This window comes from Bacillus sp. NSP9.1, from assembly GCF_000465465.2.
Lineage (GTDB): Bacteria > Bacillota > Bacilli > Bacillales > Bacillaceae > Bacillus > Bacillus sonorensis_A.
This window is the reverse complement of the sequence record NZ_CP048273.1, coordinates 1,588,447-1,610,624: the sequence shown is the minus strand read 5'-3', so window position 1 is coordinate 1,610,624 and position 22,178 is coordinate 1,588,447. Positions and strand designations below refer to the sequence as shown.

At 47.9% G+C, this 22,178-nt stretch carries 30 protein-coding genes and 1 riboswitch; of the genes, 10 read left to right on the top strand and 20 right to left on the bottom strand.

What is annotated here, in order from left to right:
* Window positions 1-16: 16 nt before the first annotated feature.
* The 3 genes from galU to M654_RS08265 all read left to right on the top strand — a co-directional run bounded on the left by galU (window position 17) and on the right by M654_RS08265 (window position 2,572).
* Window positions 17-907: a UTP--glucose-1-phosphate uridylyltransferase GalU gene (gene galU / locus M654_RS08275; RefSeq protein WP_026586452.1), complete on the top strand. Its 891-nt coding sequence runs from the start codon at window positions 17-19 to the stop codon at window positions 905-907.
* Window positions 904-1,890: a UDP-glucose 4-epimerase GalE gene (gene galE / locus M654_RS08270; protein ID WP_026586451.1), complete on the top strand. Its 987-nt coding sequence runs from the start codon at window positions 904-906 to the stop codon at window positions 1,888-1,890. Before galU ends, galE begins: the two co-directional genes overlap by 4 nt.
* A gap of 94 nt (window positions 1,891-1,984) precedes the next feature.
* Entirely contained in the window at window positions 1,985-2,572 is a 588-nt protein-coding gene (locus tag M654_RS08265; protein WP_026586450.1) for an undecaprenyl phosphate transporter UptA, read from the top strand.
* A gap of 47 nt (window positions 2,573-2,619) precedes the next feature.
* Here the strand turns inward: M654_RS08265 and M654_RS08260 are convergent, their stop codons facing one another.
* Entirely contained in the window at window positions 2,620-2,877 is a 258-nt protein-coding gene (locus M654_RS08260; protein ID WP_026586449.1) for a hypothetical protein, read from the bottom strand.
* A gap of 116 nt (window positions 2,878-2,993) precedes the next feature.
* On the opposite strand from M654_RS08260, the gene M654_RS08255 reads away from it, so the two are divergent.
* Window positions 2,994-5,267, top strand: a complete 2,274-nt coding sequence (locus M654_RS08255) for an ATP-dependent helicase (RefSeq protein WP_026586448.1) — start codon at window positions 2,994-2,996, stop codon at window positions 5,265-5,267.
* A 38-nt stretch (window positions 5,268-5,305) separates the two neighbouring features.
* Here M654_RS08255 and M654_RS08250 read toward each other — a convergent pair whose 3' ends face one another.
* From M654_RS08250 to M654_RS08235, 5 genes are all read right to left on the bottom strand, one after another.
* Entirely contained in the window at window positions 5,306-5,563 is a 258-nt protein-coding gene (locus M654_RS08250; RefSeq protein WP_026586447.1) for a sporulation-specific transcription regulator SpoVIF, read from the bottom strand.
* A gap of 131 nt (window positions 5,564-5,694) precedes the next feature.
* Window positions 5,695-5,814: a YjcZ family sporulation protein gene (locus tag M654_RS08245; RefSeq protein WP_026586446.1), complete on the bottom strand. Its 120-nt coding sequence runs from the start codon at window positions 5,812-5,814 to the stop codon at window positions 5,695-5,697.
* Window positions 5,815-5,893: 79 nt separating this feature from the next.
* Window positions 5,894-6,103, bottom strand: a complete 210-nt coding sequence (locus tag M654_RS08240) for a hypothetical protein (RefSeq protein WP_026586445.1) — start codon at window positions 6,101-6,103, stop codon at window positions 5,894-5,896.
* 86 nt (window positions 6,104-6,189) lie between these two features.
* Complete coding sequence (locus tag M654_RS24095) at window positions 6,190-6,315, bottom strand: hypothetical protein (RefSeq protein ID WP_268884412.1); 126 nt, start codon at window positions 6,313-6,315, stop codon at window positions 6,190-6,192.
* 77 nt (window positions 6,316-6,392) lie between these two features.
* Window positions 6,393-6,749 carry a DUF1360 domain-containing protein gene (locus M654_RS08235; protein WP_026586444.1) on the bottom strand — a complete coding sequence of 119 codons (357 nt, stop codon included), beginning with the start codon at window positions 6,747-6,749 and terminating at the stop codon, window positions 6,393-6,395.
* A gap of 171 nt (window positions 6,750-6,920) precedes the next feature.
* On the opposite strand from M654_RS08235, the gene M654_RS08230 reads away from it, so the two are divergent.
* From M654_RS08230 to M654_RS08210, 5 genes are all read left to right on the top strand, one after another.
* On the top strand, window positions 6,921-7,307 hold the full coding sequence (locus M654_RS08230) for a spore coat protein (protein ID WP_026586443.1): 387 nt from the start codon (window positions 6,921-6,923) through the stop codon (window positions 7,305-7,307).
* Between the two features lie 46 nt (window positions 7,308-7,353).
* Window positions 7,354-7,695, top strand: a complete 342-nt coding sequence (locus M654_RS08225) for a hypothetical protein (protein WP_026586442.1) — start codon at window positions 7,354-7,356, stop codon at window positions 7,693-7,695.
* Between the two features lie 67 nt (window positions 7,696-7,762).
* On the top strand, window positions 7,763-8,269 hold the full coding sequence (locus M654_RS08220) for a spore coat protein (RefSeq protein WP_026586441.1): 507 nt from the start codon (window positions 7,763-7,765) through the stop codon (window positions 8,267-8,269).
* A gap of 130 nt (window positions 8,270-8,399) precedes the next feature.
* Window positions 8,400-8,885: a CotY/CotZ family spore coat protein gene (locus tag M654_RS08215; RefSeq protein WP_026586440.1), complete on the top strand. Its 486-nt coding sequence runs from the start codon at window positions 8,400-8,402 to the stop codon at window positions 8,883-8,885.
* A 150-nt stretch (window positions 8,886-9,035) separates the two neighbouring features.
* Complete coding sequence (locus M654_RS08210) at window positions 9,036-9,485, top strand: CotY/CotZ family spore coat protein (RefSeq protein WP_026586439.1); 450 nt, start codon at window positions 9,036-9,038, stop codon at window positions 9,483-9,485.
* Window positions 9,486-9,512: 27 nt separating this feature from the next.
* On the opposite strand, the gene M654_RS08205 is transcribed toward M654_RS08210, so the two are convergent.
* The 10 genes from M654_RS08205 to M654_RS08160 all read right to left on the bottom strand — a co-directional run bounded on the left by M654_RS08205 (window position 9,513) and on the right by M654_RS08160 (window position 18,316).
* Window positions 9,513-9,989, bottom strand: a complete 477-nt coding sequence (locus M654_RS08205; RefSeq protein WP_026586438.1) for a CotO family spore coat protein — start codon at window positions 9,987-9,989, stop codon at window positions 9,513-9,515.
* A gap of 107 nt (window positions 9,990-10,096) precedes the next feature.
* On the bottom strand, window positions 10,097-10,873 hold the full coding sequence (gene fabI, locus M654_RS08200; RefSeq protein ID WP_026586437.1) for an enoyl-ACP reductase FabI: 777 nt from the start codon (window positions 10,871-10,873) through the stop codon (window positions 10,097-10,099).
* 149 nt (window positions 10,874-11,022) lie between these two features.
* Window positions 11,023-11,832 carry a bifunctional hydroxymethylpyrimidine kinase/phosphomethylpyrimidine kinase gene (gene thiD / locus M654_RS08195; RefSeq protein ID WP_026586436.1) on the bottom strand — a complete coding sequence of 270 codons (810 nt, stop codon included), beginning with the start codon at window positions 11,830-11,832 and terminating at the stop codon, window positions 11,023-11,025.
* A gap of 23 nt (window positions 11,833-11,855) precedes the next feature.
* The gene (locus tag M654_RS08190; RefSeq protein WP_026586435.1) at window positions 11,856-12,866 is read right to left on the bottom strand and encodes a ThiF family adenylyltransferase; all 1,011 of its coding nucleotides are present in this window, start codon (window positions 12,864-12,866) and stop codon (window positions 11,856-11,858) included.
* Window positions 12,863-13,630: a thiazole synthase gene (locus M654_RS08185; RefSeq protein ID WP_026586434.1), complete on the bottom strand. Its 768-nt coding sequence runs from the start codon at window positions 13,628-13,630 to the stop codon at window positions 12,863-12,865. The genes M654_RS08190 and M654_RS08185 overlap by 4 nt, the downstream gene beginning before the upstream one ends.
* A 2-nt stretch (window positions 13,631-13,632) precedes the next feature.
* Window positions 13,633-13,836: a sulfur carrier protein ThiS gene (gene thiS, locus M654_RS08180; protein ID WP_026586433.1), complete on the bottom strand. Its 204-nt coding sequence runs from the start codon at window positions 13,834-13,836 to the stop codon at window positions 13,633-13,635.
* Entirely contained in the window at window positions 13,833-14,942 is a 1,110-nt protein-coding gene (thiO, locus tag M654_RS08175; RefSeq protein ID WP_026586432.1) for a glycine oxidase ThiO, read from the bottom strand. Before thiO ends, thiS begins: the two co-directional genes overlap by 4 nt.
* The gene (tenI, locus tag M654_RS08170; protein WP_026586431.1) at window positions 14,926-15,543 is read right to left on the bottom strand and encodes a thiazole tautomerase TenI; all 618 of its coding nucleotides are present in this window, start codon (window positions 15,541-15,543) and stop codon (window positions 14,926-14,928) included. The genes thiO and tenI overlap by 17 nt, the downstream gene beginning before the upstream one ends.
* Window positions 15,518-16,219 (bottom strand): thiaminase II, encoded by a 702-nt coding sequence (gene tenA, locus M654_RS08165; RefSeq protein WP_026586430.1) that lies wholly within the window; start codon window positions 16,217-16,219, stop codon window positions 15,518-15,520. Before tenA ends, tenI begins: the two co-directional genes overlap by 26 nt.
* Before the next feature lie 85 nt (window positions 16,220-16,304).
* A riboswitch (TPP riboswitch) is annotated at window positions 16,305-16,413 on the bottom strand.
* A 58-nt stretch (window positions 16,414-16,471) separates the two neighbouring features.
* Entirely contained in the window at window positions 16,472-18,316 is a 1,845-nt protein-coding gene (locus M654_RS08160) for a monovalent cation:proton antiporter family protein (protein ID WP_026586429.1), read from the bottom strand.
* 326 nt (window positions 18,317-18,642) lie between these two features.
* On the opposite strand from M654_RS08160, the gene prpE reads away from it, so the two are divergent.
* A complete protein-coding gene (prpE, locus tag M654_RS08155; protein ID WP_026586427.1) occupies window positions 18,643-19,383 on the top strand; it encodes a bis(5'-nucleosyl)-tetraphosphatase PrpE in 741 nt (246 codons plus the stop codon).
* Between the two features lie 14 nt (window positions 19,384-19,397).
* Here prpE and M654_RS08150 read toward each other — a convergent pair whose 3' ends face one another.
* Genes M654_RS08150 through M654_RS08135 form a run of 4 tightly spaced genes read right to left on the bottom strand, consistent with a single transcriptional unit; the run spans window position 19,398 to window position 22,152 of the window.
* Window positions 19,398-20,273, bottom strand: a complete 876-nt coding sequence (locus M654_RS08150; protein ID WP_035428274.1) for an RluA family pseudouridine synthase — start codon at window positions 20,271-20,273, stop codon at window positions 19,398-19,400.
* A 27-nt stretch (window positions 20,274-20,300) separates the two neighbouring features.
* Window positions 20,301-21,101: an NAD kinase gene (locus M654_RS08145; protein ID WP_026586425.1), complete on the bottom strand. Its 801-nt coding sequence runs from the start codon at window positions 21,099-21,101 to the stop codon at window positions 20,301-20,303.
* Between the two features lie 18 nt (window positions 21,102-21,119).
* A complete protein-coding gene (locus M654_RS08140) occupies window positions 21,120-21,755 on the bottom strand; it encodes a GTP diphosphokinase (protein WP_026586424.1) in 636 nt (211 codons plus the stop codon).
* Window positions 21,756-21,786: 31 nt separating this feature from the next.
* Window positions 21,787-22,152 carry a UPF0738 family protein gene (locus M654_RS08135; protein ID WP_026586423.1) on the bottom strand — a complete coding sequence of 122 codons (366 nt, stop codon included), beginning with the start codon at window positions 22,150-22,152 and terminating at the stop codon, window positions 21,787-21,789.
* Window positions 22,153-22,178: the final 26 nt, after the last annotated feature.

Here is a 22,178-nt window from a genome sequence, read left to right as displayed (position 1 = left end):
ACAGGAGTGAAGGAATATGAAAGTAAAAAAAGCCGTCATCCCAGCAGCGGGGTTGGGAACAAGATTTCTCCCGGCGACAAAAGCGCAGCCGAAGGAAATGCTGCCGATTGTCGATAAACCGGCCATACAATATATTGTCGAAGAAGCCGTCCAATCAGGAATAGAAGATATTTTGATCATTACAGGAAGAAATAAGCGCTCGATTGAAGATCATTTTGACCGGTCGGTTGAGCTGGAGCAAAGTCTATTAAACAAAGGAAAAACTGAAACATTAAAGGAAATACGGGACATTGCCGACATGGCAAACATCCATTACATCAGACAAAAAGAGCCCCTCGGACTCGGGGCTGCGGTGTTGTCAGCACGTCACTTCATCGGTGATGAACCGTTCGCCGTCCTGCTCGGCGATGACATTATGGTTTCGGAAAAGCCGGCTCTCCAGCAGCTCATCGATGTCTATGAACAATACCAGACAGAAGTCATCGGCGTTCAGACGGTTGAACCGGCAGATGTCAGCAAATACGGGATCATCCAGACGACCGTGCAAAAAAATAAAGTCTATGATATTCAGGATCTCGTCGAAAAACCTTCGGTCAAAGAAGCGCCTTCCAATATTGCGGTGATGGGCCGCTATATTTTGGACCCTGCGATCTTCCCGGTGCTCGAACATACGAAAAGGGGCGCGGGAAACGAAATCCAATTGACCGACGCACTCAGGGAAATCTGCAGAACACGAAACATTTATGCCCGGCAATTGGAAGGAAGCCGTTTCGATATCGGTGACAAACTCGGCTGTTTTAAAGCGAGCACGGAGATCGGCCTGATGCGCGAGGAAATGCGGCCAAACCTGTTAGCCTACTTGGAAAGCGTCTTAAAAAGGGAGATGCAGAAAGGAGCTTTGCGATGAAAACAGTGCTGGTCACCGGTGGTGCCGGATATATCGGCAGCCACACCGTTCTCGAACTCAAAAAACAAAACATAGCCGCTGTCGTTCTTGACAATCTGTCTACAGGGCACAGGGAAGCTGTTCATGCCCCCCACTTTTACGAAGGCGATATCAGCGACAGCGAATTGGTCAAAGCGATGATCAGGCGGCATGAGGTCGATGCTGTCATCCATTTCGCCGCAAAGAGCCTTGTATCAGAATCAATCGAAAAGCCGGAGCACTACTTTAGGGAAAATACGATGAAATCATGTGCATTTTTTGAAACGATTATCGGTGCAGGTATCAAAAACATCGTGTTTTCTTCAACCGCTGCCGTCTACGGTATAACCGGAAACAAACCGATTAAAGAAACCGATCCGCTCGCACCGGTCAATCCTTATGGCGAATCAAAGCTGATGATTGAAAAGTATCTCCATTGGGTCGGCAAAAAGCACGGTGTGAAGTGGGCCGCCCTCCGCTATTTCAATGCGGCAGGCGCCGCCTTAAACGGAGCCATCGGCGAAGACCACAATCCGGAAAGCCACCTCATCCCGCTCGTTCTGCAAACAGCCCTGGGCCGGCGGGCGGCCATCTCCATCTTCGGTGATGATTATCCGACACCGGACGGGACGTGCATCAGGGACTATATTCATGTTTTGGACTTAGCTTCGGCCCATCTTTCAGCTCTTTCCGGGATATATGAAGACAGACTGAAACAAAATGTTTATAATGTAGGGACAGGAGCCGGACATTCCGTAAAAGAAATCATTGAAACTGCGGAAACGATAACAGAACGAATCATTGCGAAAAAAACGGACGGGCGGAGAGCGGGAGATCCGCCTGTGCTTGTGGCAGACAGCGGGAAATTGCAGGAACAGCTCGGGTGGAAGCCGAAATACAGCGATTTAGAAACCATTATTCAAAGCGCTTGGGAATGGCATAAAGCTCATCCGAGCGGGTTTTAACATTCGCTTGTTTCCGTCATTAGCGGCAGGCATTTCTGCAGCTGGCCTGAAAGTTCGGCTGATGAAAGTGTAAAGGCAGGGTGAAAAAAAGAAAATGGGAAGCATAGTGAATGATATTTTAATGTGGCTGACCGATCTCGGATACCTCGGGATTGCAATCGGTTTAATGATCGAGATCATCCCCAGTGAAATCGTGCTCGCTTACGGAGGATACATGGTCTCAAACGGAACGATCACCATCACCGGAGCCGTGATCGCCGGCGTCATCGGGGGAACGATTGCCCAATTGTTTCTTTATTGGCTCGGCTACTACGGAGGACGTCCGTTTTTATATAGATACGGAAAATACTTATTCATCCAAAAGCATCATATCGAAACAGCGGAAAAATGGTTTGAAAAATACGGCGGCGGCGTTGTCTTTTCAGCCCGGTTCATCCCCGTGGTGCGCCACGCCATCTCCATTCCGGCCGGCATCGCCAAAATGCCGATTTGGAAATTCACCGGCTTGACTGTGCTCGCCATCATCCCGTGGTCGATTTTATTCGTCTACCTTGGCATACAGCTGGGCAGCAAGTGGGATCATGTCGAAAATGTCGCCCGGACATACACAACACCGATCATGTTCGCGGCTGCCGCCTTGATTATTCTCTATTTCGGGCTCAAAAAGTTTCGCAAAAAATAACGAAAACCCCGGCCTTCAACAGCCGGGGTTTTTCATGGGCATGACAGTTAAACAGACTCATTGATATGGTTTCCCCTCGTTTTCCGGCCTCCGCCCCGGCGGTTCAGCGCTTTTTTCCGCTTCTTTTCCTGCAGCCGCTTTCCGAAAGCGGACAGATTTTCCTCTCTTTTCTCCACTTCCCGGTAAGCCCGTTCGCTTGGAATATCGGCAGTTTTTTGTATATATGCATAATTTGATTTCCGGTTGATGCTGCGATTGGCGTATTGTCTATACTGATCATTGTGAACCGGCGGCAAATATCCCATCGTTCCTCCCCCTCACACTTACATTCCCAAAAATCGACTGTTTGAAACGGATCTCATTTGATATGATAGACGTTGTCTCACAACCGGACGACTACCAATTGTTGGAGGTGCTCTTTTTGAAATGCGCCCGATTAAATAACCGAGACATTCATATACATAAATATTCGAGAGAACATCTTCAATTCCTCTTTGATGAGGCAAGAAAAGACCGCATCACTTGCAAACACTGCGGCACACCTCTCAGACTGAAATTGACGATTCATGAAGAGCCGCAATTTTTCCATAGAGAAAACGGAGATTTTTCTCTATGTGAAGCGGAAGATCTGAAAGAACAAACAGAAGAGATCAAAGAAGCGGACTATCAGGAAAGCGGCGTCTTCCGCCTGCCGCAAGGAAAAGCGATTGCAGAATCACAGCAGACGGTACATTGGGAGCCGCCGAGAGAAGCGGCTGTTTCGACTCCGTTTGCTCCGGAGACAGAAGTGGCGGCAGAGCAGGTGTTTCCGAATGTCCCTTTAAATGAAAAACAGCTTGAAGCCGTTTCTGCTTCAGAGGAGCCGCTGTTAGTCCTGGCCGGTGCCGGAAGCGGGAAAACGCGGGTATTAACCGCCCGGGCGGCGTATATGATCGAAAAGCTCGATGTCCCGCCGTCAGCCATCCTGCTTGTGACATTTACGACAAAAGCGGTGAAGGAAATGAAGGAGCGGATGGCTTCCCAGTACGGACTGGCCGAACGCACTGTCAACCGCATCGTGACCGGCACATTCCACAGCCTTTTTTATAAAATTCTCTATCATCACGATCCGGATAAATGGAATGGCGAGCATTTATTGAAATGGGAATGGCAAAAAGAACAGTATATCAAAATGGCGCTGGCCGAAGAAGGTCTTGATGAAAAGGATTTTCCCGTTGACCAAGCGATCCAGCAGATCGGCTACTGGAAGAACGCTTACCTTCCGAAAGAGCGCATCCCCCTTGAAGACGAATGGGAAAAGCGGGTGCACCGGCTGTACCGCCATTATGAAGAACGAAAAAGAGAGCGGCGGCAATTCGATTTTGACGATATGGCATCGGCATGCTATGAGCTCTTTCAAGAACGGCCCGATGTTTTAGAGAAATACCAGATGCGCTTTCATGCGATTCTGATCGATGAGTTTCAGGATATCAATCCTGTTCAATACGCGATCATCAAGCTTCTCGCAAGTCCTGAAAACAACCTGACATGCGTCGGGGATGATGATCAGTCGATCTACGCGTTCAGAGGCAGCAGCCCGTCTTTTATACTGGACTTTGATCAAGACTACCCAAACGCGAAAACGATCCGCCTCACAACCAACTACAGGTCATCCCACCCGATCGTGGCAAGTGCGGACGCGGTCGTGAAAAAAAATAAAAAGCGCTTCCCGAAAACATTGAAAGCAGTCAGGGACGACCAGAAAAAACCGATTTTATTTTATCCTTATGATGAGGAAGAAGAAGCGATCATGGTCGTCTCAGATATCCGGAAAAAAATCGAAATGGGGGCAAAGCCGGAAGATTTCGCCGTGCTTTATCGGACAAACAGCGGCGGACGGGCCATTTTTGAACGGCTCCATCAATCAGCCGTTCCCTACGCAGCCGAGCAAGGCGTCAGAACATTCTACAGCAGGCGGATTGTCCGGCAGATGCTCAGCTTTTTGTATTTAAGCCAAAATCAGGACGATGCCGAAGCCATCAAACAGCTTTTGCCGGCGCTGTTTCTCAAACAGTCCGCATTAAATACGCTCAAAGCCGCCTCGATCACGGAAGACTGCACAATGGTAGAGGCGCTCGCAACATTAACTGACATCAAACCGTTTCAGCGCGAAAAAATCAAAAAAATCATTCCTTTTTTCACCGGCCTGAAAACGATGAAACCGGTCGAAGCGATCACGTTTGCCGAGGAAAAGATGGGCTTTTCCGATTACTTGAAAAAGCGCGGAAACGAAGGCAACAAGCTCGAAAAAGGGTCGGATGATCTGCGCGATCTCAAAACAGCAGCGAAAAAATTCAAGACGATTCCGGAATTTCTCGAACATGTCGACCATATGCGGGCTGCCGAAAAAAGCAAACCCGATCCCGGCGGTGTCCAGCTTTTGACGATCCACCGCGCGAAAGGACTCGAATTTAAAACGGTCTATATCCTCGGAGCACTAGACGGCTCCATCCCCCACGATTTCGCGCTCGATGCGGCGAGAAAAGGGGATGAAACCGCTCTTGAAGAAGAACGAAGGCTCCTCTATGTCGCGATGACCAGGGCCGAACACAATTTATATATCAGCGTCCCTTCGGTCAGAAGAGGCCGAAGCGCATACCGCTCAAGATTTTTGCAGCCGCTTTTAAAACCGAAACCTGAATTGCAACTCAAGTAAAAAACACCGGGCCTCCCTTTCATCGGAAGGCGCGGTGTTTATTTTTTGGAGTTCATCATTTTCGTGATCGTATTGAAATCCATTTTTTCTTTTCCGCTGACAATCGATTCGACGATCTTATCTTCCATTTCCTTCGGAACCCGTTTGTTCGCCAATTGTGCAACGCGCTTAATGACGCTGCGGACCGTATTTTCATCTTTGAAGTTTGCGTTTTGCAAAGAATTTGCCAGCTGCATGACGTCCGTCATACTGACGCCCGTTTTCTTTTCAATTTTCTTGAAAAATTGATTGTCCATACCCCTGCCTCCTTTTTTGGGAGTGATACGCTATCTTATGCATTCGGAAAACGTGTTGTGCTTTTCCACCTGAACAAGAAGAGAGCGCGCAAACCAAAGGCGCGGCGCTCTCTTCCTTTTGAACTAGAGAATTAGTATTTAAAAGAAGCACCTACAATGATAAGAAGAATAAACAACACAACGATCAGCACAAATTGCGAGCCATAGCCGCCTCCGCCATAGCCATAGCCTCCGCCACAACAAAAGCCCATCTAAAGCACCTCCTTTTCTCTCTACACGATATGATAGTTGCTAGGTTTCGCTTGGATTGATGCATAGGGCTTGTGTGGATTATTTAAAAATGCCCGGAAGATTCCCCTCTTTCCCCAGCCGTTTTTCAGCGTATTCCGCAAATTGTTCAAGCTGTTGTTCAAACTGTGCTGCGAAGCAATCAAACCGGTCCAATTCTTTCTCGTTATCAAACATGATCCGCTCATGATCTGCCTGCTTTCGCTGATGCTTTTCGAATATGGACTCGAACAGCTGTTCAAAAAGATTCATGCGATCTTCCTCCTCATGAATGATGTATGCAAGAGGTGAAAAAAGGGAAACAAAAAACCGGATGATTTCCGGTTTTTTTGTTCATATTATTGAATTCTCTTTTTTTTGCCGCATCCGCAGCCTTTTTTCTTCACTTTTTTTGAGAAAGTGGACTGATTGTTGCTGGAAGCATTCTTTAATCGGCCTTGCTGCCGTCTTTTCAATTGTCTCATTGCCATTCCTTCCTTTCTCATTCTTATGTGCCATTATATGATTCTTTCTTCGATAAGTTGCTGTGACAAACCCCCATTCAGTCCAGCCATTTTGATACGATCGTCTCCAGCACCCCCGCTAAGCCTGCGATGGCAAGCAAGAGGATCAGCCATTGGGCGACGTCTGGAATGAAGGCATAAAAAATCAGCAAGAACGCCGTACACCACACCCCCGTGCACCAATAGCAGCTCAACAGCTCGCCGATCCAGGCTCTCAAGCCTTTCCCTTTCATGACAATATAGGTTTCAATTTCACCGGTTTTTTCGTTTTTTTCTTCAATTTCCTCGTGGAAAAAGCTGCGCAGCGGGGCTGTGATCGTATCAAACACGATCAGGCGCGTCAGCCGAAACACCGCAATGGAAATTAAAATGAACAACAGCCAGCTTTGTATCACAGGGCTCCCCCTCTAAAAAAGTCTATTTCCAAATATATGCTATTCGCATCATAAACATGATGCGAGAAGCTTCATTCCTCTAAAATTGGGTGCTGAATTGTATGTTTTCCTTATTCCGCTAAGATACCGGTCTGCATTTAATAAAGTGTGGATAAGAAAGGAGTGAAGGTTATGTCGTTTCATGAAAATGCCGAAGAACTGTATGAGAAAACGTTCAACGAACTAACCAGTGAATATGACCAGTTGATTGAAGTGATTGATTCGGAACATGTCACGATCAACACGGCAAACGTAACAGCCGCACTCTCTTTACAGGCCATCGTCATCACATTGATGATCATGTCGGCGCAGATAGCGATCGAAGATCAGGATACGGCAGACATCGTCACTGAACACGTTTTAGCCGTAAATAGACTGCTAAATAGAAAGAAATTTTTCATTCAAGTCATTGGCAGCCGAAATGTAACCATTACACTTTCCTCTCTGCAGATCCTTCTTACAGTCCAAGTTTTAATTGAAGTGCTGATCGCGCTTTTAACAGAACTTGACATCCTTTAAAGCTTCTTTCTTTCTAATATTTTTTAGAAATTGAGGTGAGAATCAATTGTCAGACCGCGAAAAACTTAAAGCAGATGTCAGCCCGCTAACGAATACGCTTGTCCAAAATATTCTAAGAAAACACGGCGTCTCAAAAGATAATGTGCGGAAGCTGTCAGAAGGGGAAAAGGAAACCATTTTGAACATTCTCGATGATTTGAAAGCACAATCCGAAGCCCTCATCCAAAAACAGAAAGAGAAGCAAAAATCCCAAGCTGAGGCTTCCTCACAGTCTGAAGAAAAACCAAGACGAAGAAGACGTTCAAATAAATTAAGAGAAAAGCTCAAACAAAGAAGGCAACAGGAGACGACAGCCGAAAAAGAAGAAAAAAATGGGGATTTGGAGTAGGGTATCTGCCATATACAAGTTCAAGAGTTTGAACATTTAATAATAGTAAATGGAAGGAGGAAATCAAATGGAAACCAGACCATATTCTTGGGTTGCGCTTGATCCTGAATGCGAGCATCCGGGATCAGAGTATTATCCGAGATTCCCTAAGAAACAGCTTTGTGATGACTACAGCTGCAAATGCGGCAAAGACGAGGCATTTATCAATCAGGAGCTCGATCAGTTCAACATTAACAAACAGCTTTCAGATGAAACGATCATCATCAAAGACTCTTGCGATATCAGAGTCTCTACCGAGGAAACGCAAGTTGTCGCATCCGTCATGACAGCAGTACAGACAGCGATCGTCACAGTCGTTCTTGCAATCATTGATGATGCTGAGCTTGCAGAGCTTGTATCACAAGACCTGCTGCAGGTAACAGCAAACAAACAAGCAAACCGACAAAAATTGGTCATCGACAATTCCCGCGATGTAACAGTCACAACAGAAGATACAGATGTCGCTGTATTGGTCAGCACGGCGGTCCAAACGCTCACAGTTGTCATCGCAACGCTTATTGTCGGCATCATCTAATACAAAAAGCAGAGCCACCAAGCTCTGCTTTTCTTCATTTTTATAGACGATCACCCACACCAACAAGGGCACGGGTACATATCTTGTTAAAGACTAAAGTCAAATATCCTATACAAAGGAGCTGAAATCCATGAGCTGCGGAAAAAACCATGGCCGGCATGAAAATTGTGTATGCGAAGCAGTTGAGCAGATTATTGAAGAGCAGAATGCAGTCGAGGAAACATCAGCGTGCTCGACAAGCTGCTTTGGCAACCTGCTGAGTCCGACTGTTTCCGGTAAAGACACGATTCCGTTCCTTTTGTACGACAAAAAAGGCGGACTGTTTTCAACATTTGGAAATGTCGGCGGATTTTCAGATGATATGCAGTGTTTCGAATCTATTTTCTTCCGGGCAGAAAATCTAAAAGATTGCTGTGCAACTCTTTCAATCCTGAGGCCTGTGGACATAAACGGCGACACACTCAGCGTTTGCCACCCTTGTGACCCTGACTTTTTCGGGCTTGAAAAAACGGACTTTTGCATCGAGGTTGACCTGACATGTTTCTGTGCGATTCAATGTCTGTCACCTGATCTAGTCGATCGCACAGCAGACAAAAATCATCATCATAACGGTTAAAGATGTTGGACTGTATCAAGCCGATTCGCCCATAAGGACGGCTTGGTACACTCTTTACAACGGCTGCCGGCTCTCGGCAGCTCCTTTTGCCAATAAAAACCCGGCCGTTTCGAAACGAAATTAAAATCCTGATTTAGGAGGGATGATAACATGACGAAATTTTCAGGCGACAATTGTGTTTGTGAAGCCGTCGAAAACATCCACGACCTGCAAAACGCCATTGAAGAGGAAGGCTGCCCGACCAGCTGCTTCAGCAACCTGCTGTCACCGACACGCAATTTAGGCGACACCATTCCATTCATTTTATACACATCAAAGTCAAAGCCTTTTGTAGCGTTCGGAAATGTGGGTGAACTTCAAGCAGGCCCTTGTTTCAGCACCGTTTTCTTCAGAGTGGAAAATATCGATGACTGCTGCGCCACACTAAGACTGTTGATCGCCTTTGATGAAAACCGCCGCATTCTCGATTTTACAGATGATAAAGATAAAATATGCGATGTGTTCCGCCTTGAAAAAACGAATTTCTGCATCGAAGTCGATTTGGAATGCTTCTGTGCTATCGAATGTCTCAATCCGCAACTGATCAACCGTTCAAAATAAAAAGTCCCTGAACCGGGACTTTTTTTGTTAAAAGCCGAGCGGGTGCAGCGACGTGATGCTCTCGATCGCAAGTTTCGCCGGAGCGCCTTTGCTCGATGTCCGAACGAAGACCGCTCCGTCTTTTTTGTCAACGATCGTCCCTCTGTATGTTTTTCCGTCTGCTTCTATCAGACAAAGGGTTTTCGGCATATTTCCCGGCAGGCTTGTTAAAAAGTCGATCTTTTCATTGATGGACATTTTGCTGATCGGCTTCTTAACCGGCTTCATCCCTTTTTCAGGTCCGTCCGTCTCCTCTTTGTGCACGGCTTCCGCTTCTTTCTCCTTGGAAGGCGAAGCTTCTGCGCGCTCTTCTTTCCGCTTTGCCTTTTGCTCCGAAGGAACCGGCTTTTCCTTTTTCTTTCGTTTAATGAGAATATCCTGCATGTTGGCGTCCGCCGTGCCATAATCCGGCTGCACAATATACATGAGCGGCTTTTGCTCCGCGTCGTTTTTCTTATTAGACATCTTTATCCCTCCGTTTGCGTTCATGGTATATCTATATGACGGGAACGGAGAAATCAGAAGAAAAGAAAAAAGCAATCCTGTTTAGGATTGCTTTTTCAGCCCTTATTTTATCGGGCAATAATATGATAGCCGGAATCCACATGCAGGTTTTCGCCGGTCATGCCGCGGGAAAGGTCGCTGAACAGGAAAGCGGCCGTGTCGCCGACTTCTTCTGGTGTCGTCGTGCGGCGAAGCGGTGCGCGCTCTTCAATCTCTTTTAAAATGGAGTTGAAGTCGCTGATTCCTTTGGCTGACAATGTCCGGATAGGACCCGCGGAAATGCTGTTGACGCGGATTCCGTCTTTTCCGAGATCGCTCGCCAAATATTTGACGCTTGCATCAAGAGAAGCTTTCGCAACACCCATGACATTGTAGTTTGAAACGACGCGCTCTCCGCCGAGGTATGTCAGCGTGACAATGCTTCCGCCTTCTGTCATGATGCCGCGGGCCGCTTTGGCGACCGCTGTCAGTGAATATGAACTGATGTTGTGTGCAAGGAGAAAACCGTCGCGGGTCGTATTCAAATATTCTCCTGTCAGCTCTTCTTTGTTGGCGAACGCGATGCAGTGGGCAATGCCGTGAATGACTTGAACTTCCTCTTTGATTTTGGCAAAGCATTCTTCAATTTCCTGATCGTTTGTGACATCGCATGGCAGAACAAGCGAATCATTGCGCTCCAAGGAATCTGCCAGCTCCCTGACCGATTTTTCAAGGCGATCTCCGGCATACGTAAAAATCAATCTGGCGCCGGCATTGTGAAGCGAGCGGGCAATCCCCCACGCGATGCTTCGTTTATTGGCAACTCCCATGACGACAATATTGCGACCTTCAAGAGATAAATTCATATGTATTAAATCCTCCTAATGATTAACATTTTATTAGTACCTGATCATAATATATAGTATCACAATTGATAGCAGTCTGACAATTTCCGAAAAAAACGGCAGGCGTTCCGTAAAAAACACGCTGCCGTTTTCTGATTCTTCTTTGTTAGCTACAGTCTCGCGCCCCTCTTTTGATAGGCAAAATGATTGGTCGGCCCGTGGCCGGCTCCGATATCCAGGCTGTTTGCAACCGCTTCGTGAACGAATTCTTCCGCGACTTGAAAAGCTTCATGTATCTCACACCCCTTCGCCGTTTGCGCCGTTAGAGCAGCGGCAAACGTGCAGCCTGTTCCATGAGTGTTTTTCGTCTCAATATAAGGATTGATATGTTCAATGAAGCTTTCTCCGTCAAAGAGGAGATCGGTCACTTTTTGGTTTTCCGGCTGATGCCCGCCTTTAATAATCGGGTAACGGACCCCCATTTTATGCAATTCCTCCGCCGCTTTTTTGCGATCATCCATCGTTTTGATGCTTCTTCCGGTCAGCACTTCCGCTTCCGGAATGTTCGGGGTTGCCGCATAAGCCAGCGGCAGAAGGCGCCGCTTCAATGTCTCCACGGCTTCATCATTTAATAATGAAGCTCCTCCTTTGGCAATCATGACGGGGTCGACGATGACGTTTCCCAAGTCGTATCTCGTGATGTTTTCAGCAATGACTTCAATCATCTCCGCGCTCCAGAGCATTCCCGTCTTCACAGCATCCGGTCTTAAATCTTCGGCGACGGCTTCAATCTGCTTTGCCAGCGCTTCTGGAGAAAGCGGATAAACACCGTGCACCCCTGTTGTGTTCTGTGCGGTAATCGCCGTCAAAGCGGTCATCCCGAAAACTTTTAGCTCCTGAAAGGTTTTGAGGTCGGCTTGGATACCCGCTCCTCCGCCTGAGTCAGATCCGGCGATCGTCAATGCTTTATATATGCTCATCATGTCTCTGCTCCCTTCGGTGTTTAGCCAATCCACCTGTGGTATATCGTTTTCGCTTTGTTGACATCGTTTGTTCCGTGAATAAAAGCGCGGCCGTCACGGAAAATGACGAATTTAAACTCTTTTAGCCTGCAGGATACAAGATAAGGATTCCCTGTCACATCCAAACCTGCTTGTTTCAATTTCACAGCCAGTTCTTTTAATTCAGGCACCCGGCCGCCCGCCGGTCTGATTTGAACCGTTTCCCGGCCGCAGAGCACGGCGGCTTTTGTTTCGTTTTCCGCGGACAAAAACGGGAAATCCCGGGTCCCGCAAGTCGGGCACGCCTGATTTTTAAGGGCATCGGCCCGAATTTCGGATCTTTCGTTTGTCCATATATCAAATGAGCGGAGCACCCCGCCCGCCTGATGTCCTGTCAAAAGCTTAAGAGCATCTATGACCTGGAAGGCGGCTACCTGCTGGACGATCGGACTGATGACGCCTGCTGTGTCACATGTCAGGAAGCCGTCCGGCAGATGCCCCAAAAGGCAATGAAGACAAGGCGTTCTGCCGGGGATAACGGTGTAGGTAATGCCATAGCTTGCCACACATGCCCCGTAGAGAAAAGGAACGCCCAATTTGACGGCTGCATCGTTTACGATCAACCGGGTTTCAAAATTGTCCGTCGCATCAATGATCAAAGAAGCGCCTTCAGCGAGGCTGATTACTTTCTCGGCGGTTACGTCCGTGACGATTCCTTTGATGCGGACGGAGCTGTTGACGAGACGCAGCCTTTTTTCAGCAGCAGCCGCCTTGGGCAGATGGAGAGCGACATCCTCTTCTGTATAGAGCTGCTGACGCTGAAGATTGCTCCATTCCACATAATCCCTGTCAGCAATCGTCAGCGAGCCGATCCCGGCTCTTACAAGCATCTCAGCACTCGCCGCCCCCAAAGCCCCTGCCCCGATCAGAAGCACATGGGCGTCCTGCAGTTTTTTCTGGCCGTCCGGCCCGATCGGTCGGAACAGCTCCTGCCTCGAATATCTGCCGGTCAAATCGTCAACTTCCCTTCTTCAGGACTTGAGGCAATGCCGTAGTTTTTTTCCGGAATTCTTCCGGCAAGATAACCGAGCCGTCCCGCTTCAACGGCAAGCTTCATCGCATGCGCCATTTTCACAGGATCCTTTGCACCGCTGACAGCGGTATTCAATAGCACCCCGTCAGCACCGAGCTCCATCGCATATGCGGCATCTTTCGGAGAACCGATTCCGGCATCGACAATGACTGGAACTTGAGCCTGTTCGATGATGAACGACAGGTTGAGCGGATTGATGATCCCCTGTCCTGAACCGATCGGGGAGGCCCCCGGCATAATCGCATGAACGCCAAGCTCCTCCAGTTTTTTCGCCAGCACGACATCATCCGATGTATACGGCAGGACGATAAAACCTTCTTCCAGTAAAGTTTCGGAAGCTTTCAGCGTTTCGACAGGATCAGGTAAAAGCGAACGGTCGCAGCCGATGACTTCCACTTTGATCATGTCGCAAAGGCCGCTCGCTTTGGCAAGCTTGGCAATCCGCACCGCTTCTTCGGCCGTTTTCGCGCCGGCCGTATTCGGAAGCAGCGTATAGCGGCTTAAATCAAGCTGTTCCAAAAAGTTAGGCTGCGACTCTTCAAAAATATTCATCCTCCTCACTGCAAAGGTTAAAATCTCAGACTCTGATACACTCACGGCCTCTTTTTGGACCTCAAACGACGGGTATTTTCCCGTTCCGAGCAATAGCCTTGATTGAAATTCTCGATCCGCGATTTTTAACATGTTTATCCCCCTCCGACAAAATGAACGATTTCGATGACATCGTGTTCTTCCAATTCGACTTTGCGATATTGGTCTTTTCCGATAATTTCTCTGTTTCTTTCGACGACGACAACCCGGTTTTCCAGCTGATAGGATGCGAGCAGATCGTAAATCGTCCCCCCGTCATCCTTCCACTCTACCTGCCGTCCATTGAGCTGAATGTTCATCCGCCAACAGCCTCCTTTCTGTCCGCTTTAAACGCTTCTTGCCACGTTTGATCAACAGGTCGGTCCAGTATCATATTGGTGATCATCTCGCCTGTTGCTGGCGCCAAAAGAATGCCGTTTCTGAAATGCCCGGCCGCAAATAAAATCCGTGTGTTTTCCGGATGCCTGCCAATGTATGGATTACCGTCTTCGGTTTCCGGTCTGAGACCGGCCCAGCATTGGTCAATTTTCATGTTTTCGATCTCGGGCAACATCGTTTTCGCCTTTTTGATGACGGCTTCGATTCCGCCGAGCTCAGGCTGTTCACTCCAATCCCCCGGTTTCATCGTGGCGCCGATGACAAGCTTCCCGCTATGGCGGGGGACGATGTAGCAGTGGTCATGATACAGTGTCCTTGTTAAAGGGATCCCGTCATTCCAAACGGACAGACACTCACCTTTGACAGGGTAAAATCTTTTATTTAAGCCGAGCTGTTTGAAGAAAACACCGCTCCACACACCGCTTGCGATCACGACATGCTCCGCTTCCGCCTTGCCCGCCGCCGTCGTGACCACGTGCGCGCCAGACCCGGGCTCGATCGATATGACAGGGGCAAATTCAAAGATATCGGCGCCCGCCATTCTCGCTCCTTTGGCAAATGCCCGGCAAACGGAAACGGGTTCGACATGAACATCGTCTTGAATAAAATTGGCGCCGAGTATTCCTTTTCCCGCATAAGGCTCTTTCTCATACACCTCTTCCGCGCTCAGCCATTCGGCAGAATCCAGTTCTCCCATCTTCATAAGGCGCTCTCGATCGCTTTCAGAAAAGGCGAGCTTTAAAATTCCGCCATCATGTCTTTTGATGTCAATCCCGCTGGTCTGTTTTAATTCAGCGGTGAGGCGTTTGTATGCCTGTTGGCTCACTCTGGCAAATTCAAAGAATGTCCCGGGTTTATCGCATTCGGCATGGGCGCCGAGCATGCCCGCCGCCGCACCTGTCGCTTTTTGTCCGATTTGACCGCTTTCAAAAACAGCCGTTTTGATCCCTGCTTTTGCAAGATGATAAGCAATCGAAGCGCCGATGATGCCTCCTCCGACCACGATTGTGTCATAGCGCTTTTTCATATGAATCTCCCTTCATGATCGAGGAAAGCCGTGCGGCTGCCGCATGCGGGCTGTCGCTCGAAAAGATCCCCGACATGACCGCGATCCCGTCAGGATCAGCCTTCTGCACGTCAGGAAGCGTTTTTGCGGTGATCCCGCCGATTGCGATAACCGGAATGCGAACGGCCGCCTTCACATCAGCGAGGCTCGCAGTTCCTCTTCCTGTCCGGCCTTTTTTGCTGTCTGTCGCAAAAATATGGCCGAACAGCACGTAATCGGCCCCTTCTTTTTCAGCCTGAACCGCCTCTTGAACCGAGTGAACAGATTTGCCGATTTTCAGATGCGGAAAACGATCTCTCACACACTTGACAGAAAAGCCGTGCGACGGCAGCTGAACACGATGGATATTGTGGAACAACGCGACATCCACCCTGTCATTGATGACGAGCTTTTGTTTATCCACGCCGCCGATGAGCAGCCTGCTGATTAAATCAGATATGTCGCCTGTATGCTTTGATCTCTCGCGAATGTGGATAAAGTCAGCAGCATTCTTGATGGAAATAATTTTTGCCGCCAATTCCTCCACAGAATGCCTGTTATCGGTGATCGCGTGAAGCTGCAACCTGATCCACCCCGCTTTGTGACCAGCTTTCTTTTTGATAGGCCATATCCCAGAACCGGTATTCGTAAAAGCTGGAGATGACGAAGTTCTCCTTCATCTTCTCGCGGGTTTTCTCATCAGCGTCTTCAGCCAGTTCATCGAAGCGGTTGATCTGTTCCGTTACAGATTTTTTAAACCAGTCTCCTCCGTATGTCGCGATCCATTCCTGATACACGGCATTGTCAGGTTTGCACGTTTTCAGCGTTTCGCCGACCTCGTAGTAAAGCCAATAGCACGGAAGCAATGCGGCGAGAATTTCCGCAAAATTACCGCTCATGACGGAACGGTACATGTGGCTCGTATAGGCATATGCCGTAGGCGACGGCTGAAACGCGTTGATTTCTTCTTCTGTAATCCCCAAAAGGTCAGTAAATTTTCTATGGAGCGACATCTCGGCTTCATATGTGCCTTTCGCGTGGTCAGCCATCCGGCTTGTCGTATACAAATCTTGAGCATATGCCGCTCCAAAGGATTGGACTTTGGCAAAGTGGGTCAAATAGTAGGAATCCTGCATGACATAGTATTTAAATCGATCAACCGGAAGTGTGCCGTCTCCGATTCCTTTGATAAACGGGTGGACAAAGCTGCCTTCCCACCATTCGGCAGCGCTTTTTCGGCATTCTTCTGAAAATTTCATTTCAAGGCTCCTCCTTCATTCCTGAAAAATGAAAAAACCACTTTCCCCGCAGGAAAAGTGGTTTGGAATTTGCATATAGACATCGTCAAATACCTTGCCACTTCCCTACGCAGGTTTGAACCTGTTCAGGTTATGAGGGTCTAAAAGTCACACTTTTATCTCAGCCCTTATCAAGGACTCCCCTAGTGGAAAACATTTCTTTTTCATTCAGTTATACTTTAATCTTATCACGAAATAGAAAATGGTCAAGCATCAGTCTTCAAGCGTTTTTTTCAATTCTGCGATATATTCGCGCGAACCGGTGGCGATCAGCCTGTCGCCCATCTTCAGTCTTGTATCCCCGTGGGGCACAAGGCTGTCGACGCCCCGGAAGATCCGCACAAAAATGACATCTCCTGTAAAAGGAAACTCCCTTAACAGTACGCCGTCAAACCGGTCATTGTTCATATTGATCTGATATAAAGATGCATCCTGATTGGTCAGGAGCTTCATAACCCCCGGCGCTTCAATAAGGGCACGGAGCAATGTTTTCGTTGACAAGAGAATCGAGAATGTGTCGATCCCTTTTTCTTTCAATTCGCTTTCCGCCTGCGGCGAATCTGCGCTGGCGATAATTCTTTCCACCTTTTGCTCCTTCGCGTAAAGCGCAATTCCCGTGTTTCGCTCTTCATTTCCCGTCGCCACGACAAGAATGTCTGTTTCAAAAACGGCAAACGATTTTAATGTGTCATATTCATAATCAGGCAGCACTTCCACATCAAAGACGGAATCGGCCAGCTTCTCTTCTTTCTTTTCCTGATGAACATGGAGAATCCTGACGTTATATTCTTCAGGAGACAGTTCAAGTGTGACCGGAAGCGTCATTTGATTGGCGCCGATAAAAGTGATCGTCTTTTTCTCTATTTCGTTTTCCGCTTTCGGCATCAGCTTTTTAAAGCCGGTCGGTGTAATGATGCATGTGATCACAGCCACCAAAATCAGCGCGCCGGACATTTGCGCATCGATCACGCCGATGCGTTCGCCGATCGTCGTCGCTGCAATGACAAGAGACAGTGTCGATGTCAAAAGAAAACCTGAAGCCAGCACGGTTTTCGTGTCATACCATTTTTTCAAAACCAATGCGGGAATCACCTTGCTGATGAGTAATGCTACAAAGAGCAGCGGAATCATCACTAAAATTTTCGGGTTTCCAAAAAGCGACCAAATATCAAGCTTGACACCGGTCATCACAAAAAAGATCGGGATTAAAAAGCCATAGCCGAATGAATCAAGCTGCTGGACGAGCTCTTTGTTCGGTGAAAGCAGCGACACGAGCACCCCAGCTAAAAATGCGCCGAGAATATTTTCCGCGCCGAGCGATTCCGAAAGGGCGACCAGTACGATAATCAAAGTAAAAATCGCCCTTGTGCCGATTTGAATCGTCCCTTTTGACATCACTTCTACGAAAGAGCGCTTTTGAAAGACCCTTCCGAAAAGGTAGAGGACGACGCCTGCGCCAAACAATATAATCAACAGCCACATGTTGCTGTTTTCTTCACCATAGATCGATGCAAATACCGCCAACAAAATCATCGTCGCAAGATCGGCAATCACCGCCACAAGCAAAATAATCTGGCCGATATTCGTCTTCATGAGACGCTCTTCCTTCAAAGTCGGGACGACGACGCCGAGAGAAATCGTTGAAATGATCAGCGTCATTAAAAAGGCGTTATCAATAAATCCGGCCAGTACAAAGCTGTATGACAAGCCGAGCGACAAAATAAATATTCCGACAAAGATAAAGGCAGCCGTCGTAAATGTATTGGGAGCTGCTTTTCCGTTTGGGAGAAGCAATTTTTTCTTTCCTTTTTCAAAAGCGGAAAAATCAATTTCAAGACCGCTTAAAAACATGAGAAAAATAAATCCGAGCATCGACAGTGTTTCCAACCATGCATCATGTTCTGCAACAAGGTTGAAGCCGCTCTTGCCGATAATAAGCCCCATAATGATTTCCGCAACAACAACAGGTATACTGAGCCTAAAGCGGTGCAGCAGGATGGGCGTTAAAAATGCAAATATGAGTACAACAACTAATGATGAAACAGAAGTGTGCTCCATAAACTGGTACCTCCTAAAAACCGGTTTCCGGGTATGTTTATCTTGCCCTTTTTCAAGGCAAAAAAGATCCATATTTTTGAAATGTTATGTGAGAAAAGATGACCAGGCTTCACTTTGATCACATGTGTAAGAACCGATTTTAACAAGGCTCGCCCAGAAAAAAAAGTGATTTGCCTGATTTTCTCCATTAAAAATTTTCGCCGCCCAAAAAAAGGATGATTTCCAATAAACACTGCTCATGAACGAACGGCTTCGGGCCATGATAAGCATAGAAAATGAACCGCTTTCAGCTCGGGGTAAGACTAAAAACAGGAAGTGAAAAACAGATGAAATATGATGTGATCGGTGATATTCACGGATGCTACGACGAGATGATCGCACTGATTGAAAAGCTCGGCTACTCCTTTCAAGCAGGCCTGCCCGTCCACCCGGATAACAGAACGATCGTCTTTCTTGGAGATTTGACGGACAGAGGGCCCAAATCGCTTGAAGTGGTCGAATTTGTGGCCCGGGCCTTTGAAGAAGGAGCCGTTCGGTATGTGCCGGGCAATCACTGCAACAAGCTTTACCGCTTGTTCAAAGGTAATCCGGTAAAGCTGATGCACGGACTTGAAACAACGGCTGCCGAATACAAACAGCTGCCCCAAAATAAACAAAAACAGGTCAAAGAGCAATTCATGCGCCTTTATGAACGCGCTCCGCTCTATGAGATCCTTCATAACGGCGAACTTGTCGTCGCCCATGCGGGCATCAAAGCCGAAGACATTGGAAAAAAACCAGTTGGAAAGGTCAAGCAATTTGTGCTCTACGGAGATATTACGGGGGAAACGATGCCTGACGGAAGGCCTGTCAGACGGGACTGGGCGGCTCATTACCGGGGAAAACCGTGGGTTGTGTACGGCCATACACCAGTCAAAAGCCCGAGGACGCTTCATCATACGATCAATATTGATACGGGGTGTGTCTTCGGCAACATGCTTACCGCCTTCAGGTTTCCTGAGTTAAAGACGGTATCCGTAACGTCCTCAATGCCGTATGACGAATCGCGATTTCGCATGAATCCATAAAAAAGAGAGCTGTTTTAGCTCTCCAATAACTGTCCGATGTCGTTCGGAACCGGTGCCTGAAATGTCAGCTCTTCAGTTGTCAGCGGGTGGATAAACGTCAGCGCTTCGCTATGGAGCGCCTGTCTGTTGATCAACTCCCGGCTTCCGCCATAAAGTGTATCCCCGCATAGCGGGTGTCCGATATGGCTCATGTGGACGCGGATTTGATGGGTTCGTCCGGTTTCCAGCTTGAGCGAAACGTCCGTGATCCGGCCGAGGCGGCTGTTCACCCGAAAGCGGGTCACCGCTTTTTGTCCGTCAGGGAGCACAGCGCGCTCAATAATGCTTGACGCTTTTCGGCCGATCGGGGCGTCGATCGTGCCGCAATCATCGCGGAGCAGTCCATGGACGACTGCGCGGTACCTCCTTTTGACAAGACCCTGTTTTTGCATTCCTGATAAAAGCGAATGGGCAAACCGGTGCTTGGCGACAAGCATCACCCCCGATGTATCGCGGTCAAGCCTGTTGACCAGGTGCACGGTCGCCTGGCACCCGGTCTTTTGATAATAATGAATGAGCCCGTTGGCAAGGCTTCCGCCCGGGTGCTCCCGCGACGGAATGGACGAGAGACAGGGCTGTTTATTCAAGACGAGAACATGATCATCTTCAAATAAAATATCGAGCGGTATTTTCTCGGGCAGCAATGATTCGCTCACGCTTTCCGGCGGAAATTGGATGAGCAGCTCGTCCCCTTTTTGCAGAACATGCCTGACTGTCACATGCTCTCCGTTTACCAGCAGGTCGCCGCCCCCGAATTTGATGTCCGTTAGCATCCGCTTTGAAATGCCCAGGCTTTGCACATATTCTTTCAGAAGCATGCCATGCTCTTTTTCTGTTATCCTTTGGTTCATTGAAAAATCGTTCACAGCAACCCTTCCCTACTCACCCTTGCCGATGAAGGAATCCTGCACCCTCTTCCAAAACGGAAACGGCCGGAACCGGGCGAATCTGACATTTTCTTTCGCGACGCGGCATTGAATCGACTTCACGTCTTTATGAAGCAATGTTAAATGATCGATTGCCACCTGAAATGTGACATCATTGATCGGTTTGATCAAACATGTGTGGTGTTCAGGCAAAATGAGCGGCGAACCGACCGTCCGAAAGACGCGGTTGTTGATAGACGCCATTTCGGCAAGCTGTATGGCTCTGATGGACGGGTGAATAATCGCCCCGCCGAGCGCCTTGTTATACGCCGTGCTTCCAGACGGAGTTGAAAGGCAGAGTCCGTCGCCGCGGAACGTTTCAAAAAGCTCACCCTTAATCTCGACATCTGTGACCAGCGTTCCTTCAATGCTTTTGATCGTACATTCATTAAGTGCCAAATACCGGGCTTCATCACTGCCGTCATTGTAGCGGACGATCACTTCCAAAATCGGATACTCGACGATTTGAAACGGCGTTTTGGCAATCGCGATCACCAGCTTTTCAATTTCATCGGGAACCCAGTCCGCATAAAAGCCGAGATGTCCTGTATGGACTCCGACAAACGCCGTTTTATCGAGGCGTCCGCTGTATTTGTGAAACGCGTACAAAAGCGTTCCGTCGCCGCCGACGGAAATGACGATATCCGGCTCTTCTTCATCGCACTCAAGGCCGAAGTCAAGCAGATATGTCTGAATTTTGCTTTTTAATGAATCTGAAACCGGATTTCCTTTCGATGATACTGCAAATTTCATCAGTCGATCTCCTTTCCCCTAACGGTCATCCTCGTCCTTTTTCTTCCGCGAGAAAGCCGCCTGGGCTTCCTGAATTTCGCCCCTGATCTCAGACATTTCTCTGTCAAGCCTTGAAGCCGCTTCAGAAGCTCTCTGAAGCCTCAGTTTCACTTTTTCCGGAATGTTGCCGCTGTACTTATAGTTTAAAGAGTGTTCAATCGTCGCCCAAAAATTCATCGCCAGCGTGCGGATTTGGATTTCAACGAGAATCTGTTTTTCTCCGTTTGTCGTCTGCAAAGGATACAGCACCACCAAGTGGTAGGAGCGGTAGCCGCTCTCTTTATGTTCCGCGATATAATCGCGCTTATCCACAACCGTAAAGTCTTTTCTCGCCAGGAGCATCTCCACGACGATGTGAATATCCTCAAAAAACTGGCACATGATTCTGAGCCCGGCGATATCCTGCATGCTCTCAATATTATGTAACGGAATGTTTTTCCGCTTGGCTTTTTCCAAAATGCTCGGAACAGGCTTTACCCGTCCGGTCACAAACTCAATCGGTGAATGTTCTTCCTCATATTCATAAAGGCCTCTCATCCCTTTAAGCTTCACTTTCAGCTCTTCAACTGCCTGCCGGTACGGCGCTAAAAACTGCTCCCATTGTTTTTCATCCATAAACCTTCCCCCAATTTCCTTGCCTTTTTTTCTAGAGGAATACCTTTTTCACTCTCTCTTCCATTTCTTCGCCATAATTTGCATTACCTTTAATATTGTCTATTAAATACGCGAGCTCGTCATGGAACCCGCTAAGCTCCATGCTCTCGTTTCCGATCTTTAAAAACACCGGAAGCTTTTTATCAAGAGCCGATTTAAGTTCGGACCAGATCGCCTCGTTTAAAATGACGTATTGGAAAGATTCACCTTGTTCAAGTATGTAAACAAATGCAAAATGATCGGAGTCCGCCAGCATCCGTCCGGCCGGTTTTCGCTCCGCTCCGTCATTGATCTCGCTTATCAGGACGAGCCGGTCATTTTGCAGATTCGCTTCAGCAATTTCAATTCTATTCTGCATAATGTTCTCCTTTACATAAAAAGTAC

Excerpts from the sequence above, each read along its gene's own strand:
- M654_RS08220 (WP_026586441.1), top strand. The coding sequence starts at position 7,763 with ATGGAAACCAGACCATATTCTTGGGTTGCGCTTGATCCTGAATGCGAG.
- M654_RS08240 (WP_026586445.1), bottom strand. The coding sequence starts at position 6,103 with ATGAATCTTTTTGAACAGCTGTTCGAGTCCATATTCGAAAAGCATCAG.
- M654_RS24095 (WP_268884412.1), bottom strand. The coding sequence starts at position 6,315 with ATGAGACAATTGAAAAGACGGCAGCAAGGCCGATTAAAGAATGCTTCC.
- M654_RS08215 (WP_026586440.1), top strand. The coding sequence starts at position 8,400 with ATGAGCTGCGGAAAAAACCATGGCCGGCATGAAAATTGTGTATGCGAA.
- M654_RS08205 (WP_026586438.1), bottom strand. The coding sequence starts at position 9,989 with ATGTCTAATAAGAAAAACGACGCGGAGCAAAAGCCGCTCATGTATATT.
- M654_RS08140 (WP_026586424.1), bottom strand. The coding sequence starts at position 21,755 with ATGGATGAAAAACAATGGGAGCAGTTTTTAGCGCCGTACCGGCAGGCA.
- thiO (WP_026586432.1), bottom strand. The coding sequence starts at position 14,942 with ATGAAAAAGCGCTATGACACAATCGTGGTCGGAGGAGGCATCATCGGC.
- M654_RS08265 (WP_026586450.1), top strand. The coding sequence starts at position 1,985 with ATGGGAAGCATAGTGAATGATATTTTAATGTGGCTGACCGATCTCGGA.
- M654_RS08145 (WP_026586425.1), bottom strand. The coding sequence starts at position 21,101 with ATGAAATTTGCAGTATCATCGAAAGGAAATCCGGTTTCAGATTCATTA.
- M654_RS08260 (WP_026586449.1), bottom strand. The coding sequence starts at position 2,877 with ATGGGATATTTGCCGCCGGTTCACAATGATCAGTATAGACAATACGCC.
- thiS (WP_026586433.1), bottom strand. The coding sequence starts at position 13,836 with ATGAACATTCAGCTCAATGGACGGCAGGTAGAGTGGAAGGATGACGGG.
- galU (WP_026586452.1), top strand. The coding sequence starts at position 17 with ATGAAAGTAAAAAAAGCCGTCATCCCAGCAGCGGGGTTGGGAACAAGA.
- prpE (WP_026586427.1), top strand. The coding sequence starts at position 18,643 with ATGAAATATGATGTGATCGGTGATATTCACGGATGCTACGACGAGATG.
- fabI (WP_026586437.1), bottom strand. The coding sequence starts at position 10,873 with ATGAATTTATCTCTTGAAGGTCGCAATATTGTCGTCATGGGAGTTGCC.
- tenA (WP_026586430.1), bottom strand. The coding sequence starts at position 16,219 with ATGAAATTTTCAGAAGAATGCCGAAAAAGCGCTGCCGAATGGTGGGAA.
- M654_RS08250 (WP_026586447.1), bottom strand. The coding sequence starts at position 5,563 with ATGGACAATCAATTTTTCAAGAAAATTGAAAAGAAAACGGGCGTCAGT.
- M654_RS08150 (WP_035428274.1), bottom strand. The coding sequence starts at position 20,273 with ATGAACCAAAGGATAACAGAAAAAGAGCATGGCATGCTTCTGAAAGAA.
- M654_RS08135 (WP_026586423.1), bottom strand. The coding sequence starts at position 22,152 with ATGCAGAATAGAATTGAAATTGCTGAAGCGAATCTGCAAAATGACCGG.
- M654_RS08210 (WP_026586439.1), top strand. The coding sequence starts at position 9,036 with ATGACGAAATTTTCAGGCGACAATTGTGTTTGTGAAGCCGTCGAAAAC.
- M654_RS08245 (WP_026586446.1), bottom strand. The coding sequence starts at position 5,814 with ATGGGCTTTTGTTGTGGCGGAGGCTATGGCTATGGCGGAGGCGGCTAT.
- M654_RS08230 (WP_026586443.1), top strand. The coding sequence starts at position 6,921 with ATGTCGTTTCATGAAAATGCCGAAGAACTGTATGAGAAAACGTTCAAC.
- thiD (WP_026586436.1), bottom strand. The coding sequence starts at position 11,832 with ATGAGCATATATAAAGCATTGACGATCGCCGGATCTGACTCAGGCGGA.
- galE (WP_026586451.1), top strand. The coding sequence starts at position 904 with ATGAAAACAGTGCTGGTCACCGGTGGTGCCGGATATATCGGCAGCCAC.
- M654_RS08160 (WP_026586429.1), bottom strand. The coding sequence starts at position 18,316 with ATGGAGCACACTTCTGTTTCATCATTAGTTGTTGTACTCATATTTGCA.
- M654_RS08185 (WP_026586434.1), bottom strand. The coding sequence starts at position 13,630 with ATGTTAAAAATCGCGGATCGAGAATTTCAATCAAGGCTATTGCTCGGA.